The sequence below is a fragment of the Moorena sp. SIO2C4 genome (assembly GCF_010672485.1).
Classification (GTDB): Bacteria; Cyanobacteriota; Cyanobacteriia; order Cyanobacteriales; family Coleofasciculaceae; genus Moorena; species Moorena producens.
The window spans coordinates 1-6,786 of sequence record NZ_JAAHGN010000357.1; the positions used below are offsets into that span (position 1 = coordinate 1).

6 protein-coding genes and 1 pseudogene are annotated in these 6,786 nt (G+C 42.5%); 4 read left to right on the top strand and 3 right to left on the bottom strand.

Going from position 1 to position 6,786, the window contains the following annotated elements; translation table 11 throughout:
- Positions 1-215: 215 nt before the first annotated feature.
- Together dnaE and F6K20_RS18735 are read left to right on the top strand one after the other, a co-directional pair.
- Complete coding sequence (gene dnaE, locus F6K20_RS18730) at positions 216-4,052, top strand: DNA polymerase III subunit alpha (RefSeq protein WP_287295611.1); 3,837 nt, start codon at positions 216-218, stop codon at positions 4,050-4,052.
- 435 nt (positions 4,053-4,487) lie between these two features.
- On the top strand, positions 4,488-5,141 hold the full coding sequence (locus tag F6K20_RS18735) for a hypothetical protein (protein ID WP_008188846.1): 654 nt from the start codon (positions 4,488-4,490) through the stop codon (positions 5,139-5,141).
- Positions 5,142-5,294: 153 nt separating this feature from the next.
- Here the strand turns inward: F6K20_RS18735 and F6K20_RS18740 are convergent, their stop codons facing one another.
- Complete coding sequence (locus F6K20_RS18740; RefSeq protein ID WP_287295613.1) at positions 5,295-5,462, bottom strand: hypothetical protein; 168 nt, start codon at positions 5,460-5,462, stop codon at positions 5,295-5,297.
- A gap of 29 nt (positions 5,463-5,491) precedes the next feature.
- Between F6K20_RS18740 and F6K20_RS18745 the strand changes: the two genes are divergently transcribed.
- Positions 5,492-5,659, top strand: coding sequence for a hypothetical protein (locus F6K20_RS18745; protein ID WP_287295615.1), 168 nt, complete (start codon positions 5,492-5,494; stop codon positions 5,657-5,659).
- A 25-nt stretch (positions 5,660-5,684) separates the two neighbouring features.
- Here the strand turns inward: F6K20_RS18745 and F6K20_RS18750 are convergent, their stop codons facing one another.
- Together F6K20_RS18750 and F6K20_RS18755 are read right to left on the bottom strand one after the other, a co-directional pair.
- Positions 5,685-5,855, bottom strand: a complete 171-nt coding sequence (locus F6K20_RS18750) for a hemolysin-type calcium-binding repeat protein (RefSeq protein WP_008188843.1) — start codon at positions 5,853-5,855, stop codon at positions 5,685-5,687.
- 6 nt (positions 5,856-5,861) lie between these two features.
- Positions 5,862-5,957, bottom strand: a pseudogene (locus F6K20_RS18755) (hypothetical protein); the annotation flags it as partial.
- A gap of 170 nt (positions 5,958-6,127) precedes the next feature.
- Here F6K20_RS18755 and F6K20_RS18760 point away from each other — a divergent pair.
- Entirely contained in the window at positions 6,128-6,709 is a 582-nt protein-coding gene (locus tag F6K20_RS18760; RefSeq protein ID WP_287295617.1) for a DUF1997 domain-containing protein, read from the top strand.
- Positions 6,710-6,786 lie beyond the last annotated feature (77 nt).

Sequence of the window (6,786 nt, forward strand, 5' to 3'; positions counted from 1 at the left end):
CCCGCCGTATTCGGGAACTTAACAGCAATTTGAATACTAATCAGGTTAAAAATCCACCATTGGATGTGAGAAGGGTTGGAAGTCGTTTAACGGATTTCCGTGCTTAAGATAAGTCCTAGTTTTTTGGTACTAGTTTCTTTTGGTACTAGACGTGGATCGTAGGTTCGTTAATCATTAAAATAATCAGCAACATCGGTTTATAATTAACAGTAACTATGTCTTTTGTTGGTCTACACATTCACAGTGATTATAGCCTACTGGATGGAGCATCTCAGCTACCAGCACTGATCGATCGAGCTGTTGATTTGGGAATGCCTGCGATCGCACTGACAGATCATGGTGTGATGTATGGTGCTATTGAACTGATTAAAGTTTGCCTAAAAAAGGGCATTAAGCCGATAATCGGTAACGAAATGTATGTGATAAACGGGGATATTGAGGTCAATAAGCGTTACCGAAAATATCATCAAGTTGTCTTAGCAAAAGATACCCAAGGCTACAAAAACTTAGTAAAACTAACAACTATTTCTCACCTCAAAGGGATGCCAGGTAAAGGTATTTTTGCTCGTCCCTGTATCAATAAAGAATTACTGGAGCAATATCACGAAGGGTTAATTGTAACCAGTGCTTGTTTGGGGGGCGAAGTTCCCCAAGCTATCCTAAAAGGTGACTTAGATCAAGCCCGTAAAGTAGCTAAGTGGTACCAAGATGTTTTTGGGGATGATTACTATTTAGAGATTCAAGACCACGGCTCTGTAGAAGACAGAGTGGTTAATGTTGCGATTGTCAAGATTGCCAGTGAATTAGGAATTAAAATTGTTGCGACTAATGACTCCCACTTTATCTCCTGCTATGACGTAGAAGCCCATGACGCTTTGCTGTGTATTCAAACCGCTAAACTGGTTACAGAAGAGAAACGGATGCGCTATAGTGGCACGGAGTATCTCAAGTCAGCAGAGGAAATGAAACGGCTGTTTCGAGATCATTTACCGTCGCAGGTGATAGAGGATGCGATCGCAAATACCTTAGAAGTGGCCGATAAAGTCAAGCACTACAATATTATGGGGGAACCTCGCATCCCACACTACAAGGTATCCAAGGATTATACCCCTGACACCTATTTAGAAGAAATTACCTGGAACGGACTGATGAAGCGGCTAAAGTGTCGCTCTCGTAGTGAAATTGATCCAGTGTATAAAGCCCGGCTGGAGTATGAGTTAAAAATGCTCCAGCAGATGGGGTTTTCTACCTACTTTTTAGTGGTTTGGGACTACATCAAATATGCCAGAGACAATGATATTCCCGTTGGTCCGGGTCGTGGTTCAGCAGCAGGCTCTCTAGTGGCTTATGCCCTAGAAATTACCAACATTGATCCTGTACATCATGGGCTACTGTTCGAGCGCTTTCTAAATCCAGAGCGGAAATCCATGCCAGATATTGACACAGATTTCTGCATTGAAAGACGGGATGAGGTGATTAAATATGTCACCAATCTCTATGGTGAAGACCGAGTAGCCCAGATTATTACATTTAACCGCATGACCTCTAAAGCGGTATTAAAAGATGTAGCGAGAGTGTTAGGAATTGCCTACCAAGAATCGAATCGTATGGCTAAGATGATTCCAGTGGCGCGAGGTAAGCCAGCCAAACTCTCAGTCATGATTTCTGATCAGACACCAACACCAGAGTTTAAAGAAGCTTACGATCAAGATCCGGAAGTGCGTCGTTGGGTGGATATGGCGATTCGGATTGAAGGGACAAATAAAACCTTTGGTGTCCATGCTGCTGGTGTGGTTATTTCAGCAGACCCCTTAGATGAAATTGTGCCATTACAACTGAATAATGATGGTGCAGTGATCACCCAGTATTTTATGGAAGACCTGGAATCTCTGGGACTCCTGAAAATGGATTTTTTAGGACTAAAGAACTTAACCACTATTCAGAAAACCAAAGAGTTAGTTAAAAAGACTCAAAATATTGAACTCGATTTAGATGATATTCCCCTAGAGGAAATTAAATCTAGGAAAATTTTAGCCAAGGGTGAACAGAAGAAAAAACCCCCAGGTGTTCAAGAAACTTACGAGCTCCTAGAGAAAGGCCAGTTAGAAGGAGTATTCCAATTAGAATCTTCCGGAATGCGTCAGGTGGTGCGAGACCTGAAACCTGACAGTATTGAAGATATATCTTCAATTTTAGCTCTTTATCGCCCTGGTCCTCTGGATGCTGGTCTGATTCCTCAGTTTATTAATCGTAAACATGGTCGAGAAAAAGTAGAGTATCAACATCCTCTATTAGAGCCTATTTTAAGGGAGACTTATGGAATTCTATGTTTACCAAAAGGTACCTTAATTGATAAGCCCGATGGTTCTTATGTGCCCATTGAGGAAATTAAATCTGGCGACCTAGTATTAACCTCTGATCGTAAACGAGTTTGGCCAGCAAGGGTAGCCAAGCAATGGTGCAGTGGTGTCAAAGACATCCTGAAAATTACGTTATCTAGTGGTACAGTTATCTATTCCAGTAAAAACCATCGCTTTTTAACACCAGATGGAGATAAATTTGCCTATGAGCTGAAACCAGTAAACCCGGTTGTTAATAATGCTCATAGTTTGGGTTCTGAAGTTTATGAAAAATATCCCGGAGCGAGCAACAGTTTAGACCCGGTGGTGCGTTACGGGACGCGCTGTTCCAAAGCTGACTACGAGGCGGAAAATCAGGGCGAGCCCGTCCCTAACGCACCCTACGGAAGTCTACAGGCAACGCTACCCAGACCGAAAGAGTCACAGTACAAGACTTGGGATGTTCGGATAGTTTATGTTACCGCTGTAGAAGAGAGTGGGCAACAAGAGTGTTTTGATCTACAAATGGAGGAACAATCTTCCCCATACTTTCTGGCTCATGGCGTAGTAGTTCATAACTGCTTTCAGGAAAGCATCATGCGGATGGCCCAGGATTTGGCCGGTTATTCTCTAGGTCAAGCGGATTTACTGAGGCGATGTTTGAGTGGATCAACTGAGATAGTGGATCCAGCAACCGGTCGTTTAGTTTCTCTGAAGGAGATTGCTTCTAAATCTAGTTACTGGTTGGGACGAAAGGTTTTTTCCCTGGATTTAAAGACCCAAAAAATTACCCAACGACCAATTGTCGAAATTCATCCTAATGGGATTCGTGATGTTTGGGAGATTACTACCAAAACTAACCGCAACATTCGCGCAACGGATGATCATCTTTTCTACACCAGTCTAGGATGGAAGCCTCTGAAAGAGTTTACCATAGGAAGCCCGATCGGTTTAGCGAAAACATTACCAATTCCCTACAGTCGTGAACTGTCGAATAGTAAAGTTAAGGTAACTGCTGAGATCATTGGTGATGGAGATTTTTCTATAAAACCTCTAGCTTCTAGCTATCCAACTCTGAAAGGGGAAAATTTACCTAGGGCTTTTCAGAATCAAGCCTTGATGGGGATTACTGACTCAGATATTTTCTGGGATGAGATTGTTGAGCTGAAGTATCTTGGCCAAGAGGATGTTTTTGATTTAAGTATTGCTGAAACTCATAACTTTCTTGCCAATGACTTTATTGCTCACAATTGCATGGGTAAGAAGAAAGTGGCTGAGATGCAGAAGCATCGGGAGATTTTTATCGATGGTTCAACCAAAAATGGCGTGACTCAAGACATAGCTGAGGAGTTATTTGACCAAATGATTAAATTTGCCGAATATTGTCTCAGCTATGATACGGAGATTATCACAGTAGAGTATGGTCCAATAGCGATTGGTGAGATTGTCGAAAAAGGTATCCCATGTACTGTCTATAGCGTTGATAGTAATGGCTATGTCTATACCCAACCTATTGCTCAGTGGCATAACCGGGGAGAGCAAGAGGTGTTTGAATATACTCTAGAAGATGGCTCAGTGATTCGAGCTACAAAAGATCATAAGTTTATGACCATTGATGGTCAAATGCTGGGGATTGATGAGATATTTGAGGGAGGGTTGGAGTTGAAACAGTTAGCAGAATTGCCTTTAGGGTTAATTGAGCAAGCTAGTTAATTTTTATGTATTTTTGTTAAGTTAATAACCGCATAATAACGCTTTCAGATATTAAGAAATAATTCGCCAACAGCATCTTGACCTCAACCCAACCCGGATTTTGTATAATTTATGCATAAGAGGTTGTCTGAGAAGTCTCATTTGCTACATCCAAGCCCCCTAAATCCCCCAATTTTGGGGGACTTTTAGCAGCAAATATTCTTGTTCCCGCCATAATTGGGGGGCTAGGGCGTGTTTTCAAAGTTTTCGGCAAGATTATGATCCCCCCCAGCCCCCCTTAAAAAAGGGGGGAGCCATACTCAAAGTCCCCCTTTTTTAAGGGGGATTTAGGGGGATCTCCGAGTTTGAAGACACGCCCTAGGGGGGCAAAATTCAGTATAAAAAAACTTTTCAGATATCCTCTAAATGTCACAAACTAAACATTAAGAGATAAAAATGCTTAAATTAGTTAATAATGGATGGAATATCAATTTTTTTTTGATGGCTACATCCTTACTCACACTTTTATCTTCTCAACCTGCCTTTGCTAATCAGGCATGTTCTACTGTTGATTTTAATGGTTCGGCTGCCAAGCTTCGTTATAGGAATGTACAAGGTGATGCAAGTAGCAGGACAATTTCCCAATCTAATTCAGTTAGAGGTTGGAGTTATAAAGGTCGTCTAGCTAGTTACGTTATATTCAACGGTAGTAAATCAGTTGTCATTGTAGAGGAATTTAATCCAGACACAGGACAATTCGGTCGTAAACTAGCGACTATTAATATTTCAAATAGTGATAGCATTCGCGGATGGGATTGGGATGAGGAAAAAGGAATAGCCTCATTTTTATTAGTAAATAGCTCAGGTACTTTCGTAGCTGTAGAAAAGTTTGGTCTATCAGGATTCGGTTCTCGAATAGCAACAGTAAAACTTTCTAATAGCGCTTTAAGTAAATTGGGTTCTTCTTGGACATGGGATGGTACCTTGGCTGAATACACTTTAAATGGTAGAACTAAAGTCGAATATTTTGATGGTGATTCTTGGGGTTCTCAACTTCCTAACAAGAGCTCATTTGTTGGGAATAATATAGTTGGAAGAAGTTGTTACTAAGAATGTAAACATTCAGCTTATGCGCAATGCGCATTGGCGCACGCTACGCGAACGGCGCACCCTAGGCGAAAGGGAACAGCCTGCATAGGTAAGCATTCGTTTAATCTCTATTACAGAAAGCTGATGGCTGATAGCTGAATGCTTAGATAACTACTAACTATTAATACTTAAAATCACATCGTTACCGCCACCACCGAGAATATCATCACCATCTCTCTCATCTAAGTAGTCGGACAAAAGTAAAATTAACTGTTGAAATAGGGAGCAGGGAGCAGGGAGCAGGGAGCAGGGAGCAGACGGACTTTTGGCAACTTTACACAAGTTAATACAGCGATGCAGAGGTGCGACCCGTGGCGAATTTAATTACGGGTCAAACGCACCATTACGGTCTTGGGGAGGCAGCGCGGTCTTGGGGAGGCAGCGCGGTCTTGGGGGTTTCCCCCATGAGCGACTGCCGTGGTCTCCCCCATGAGCGACTGCCGTGGTTTCCCCCACTCGCGCTTTGCATCAAGAAGTGAGGTTGATTTTTGTCCAGGTACTTAGCTAATTCTGATCTTCTGTTGTAGAGGAAGAAGAAATTCCAGTGGCGATAATATTAGCGTTGATAGTAATAGCTAATTGTCCGTAAAGACTATCATTGCCACTACCACCAATTAGTCTATCATCTCCACGTCCACCTGCGATCGCATCATTACCTGCATTGCCGTTAAGCAAATCGTTGCCATTTTTGCCATCAATTAGATCATTACCATCCCCACTGTTGAGGGTATCGTTACCATCCCCACCGGTCAGAGTATCAGTAACGGTTGAGGGAATGGAGAAAGGGGAAAAAGACGATTAGAAATCTATAGAAAAATCTCTAGAAAATAAAAAAAGTACTCTCTGGGGTAGCATACTCCGGTAAAATGAAAATTCTAATACCAAAACTGAAGAATTGTAAAGTAATATTAAGTAAAAGCATACATCTATTGAGTGTTTTTTCCTCTATGACCACCCAGTTTTTTGCTTCCCAGTGTGTGGAAATGACTGTGCCACAGGAATCTGTGCCAATTCAGCACTACTTGCGTCAGCCGGAACGGATAGTGTATGCGATCGCAGACCTGAATCGCATCCAACAAGTGACTCAGAAGCGCTTTCGCCTGAAAATGAATCCATTACACTTTATGTCCTTGACATTTCAGCCCACGGTAGACCTAGAAGTGTGGGCGGAATCTGACGCTACCGTTCATCTGAGGTCTGTCGGTTGTAAAATTCTGGGATTGGACTATATCAATCAACGCTTTGCACTGCAATTAACCGGCAAACTGCATCCTTGGGAAGATCAAGGAGTGACTAAGCTCACCGGCAGAGCCGATTTAACTGTCAAGGTTGATGTACCGTTACCTTTTTCCCTTACTCCCAAGCCAATCTTAGAAACCACTGGCAATGGTTTGCTCAAAAGCGTTTTGGTCAGGATTAAGCAAACATTGATGCACCAGCTGTTGTTGGATTATCGTCAATGGGCTCGCAATGGCACCCAGACAAATATTTATAGTCAGCAGCAACCACCAGGAGCTCCCGCCACCTAATCTAGCCATCGGTGTGGCAGATGGGGAGATGGAGAGATGGGGAGATGGAGAGATGGAGAGATGGGGAGATGGGGAGA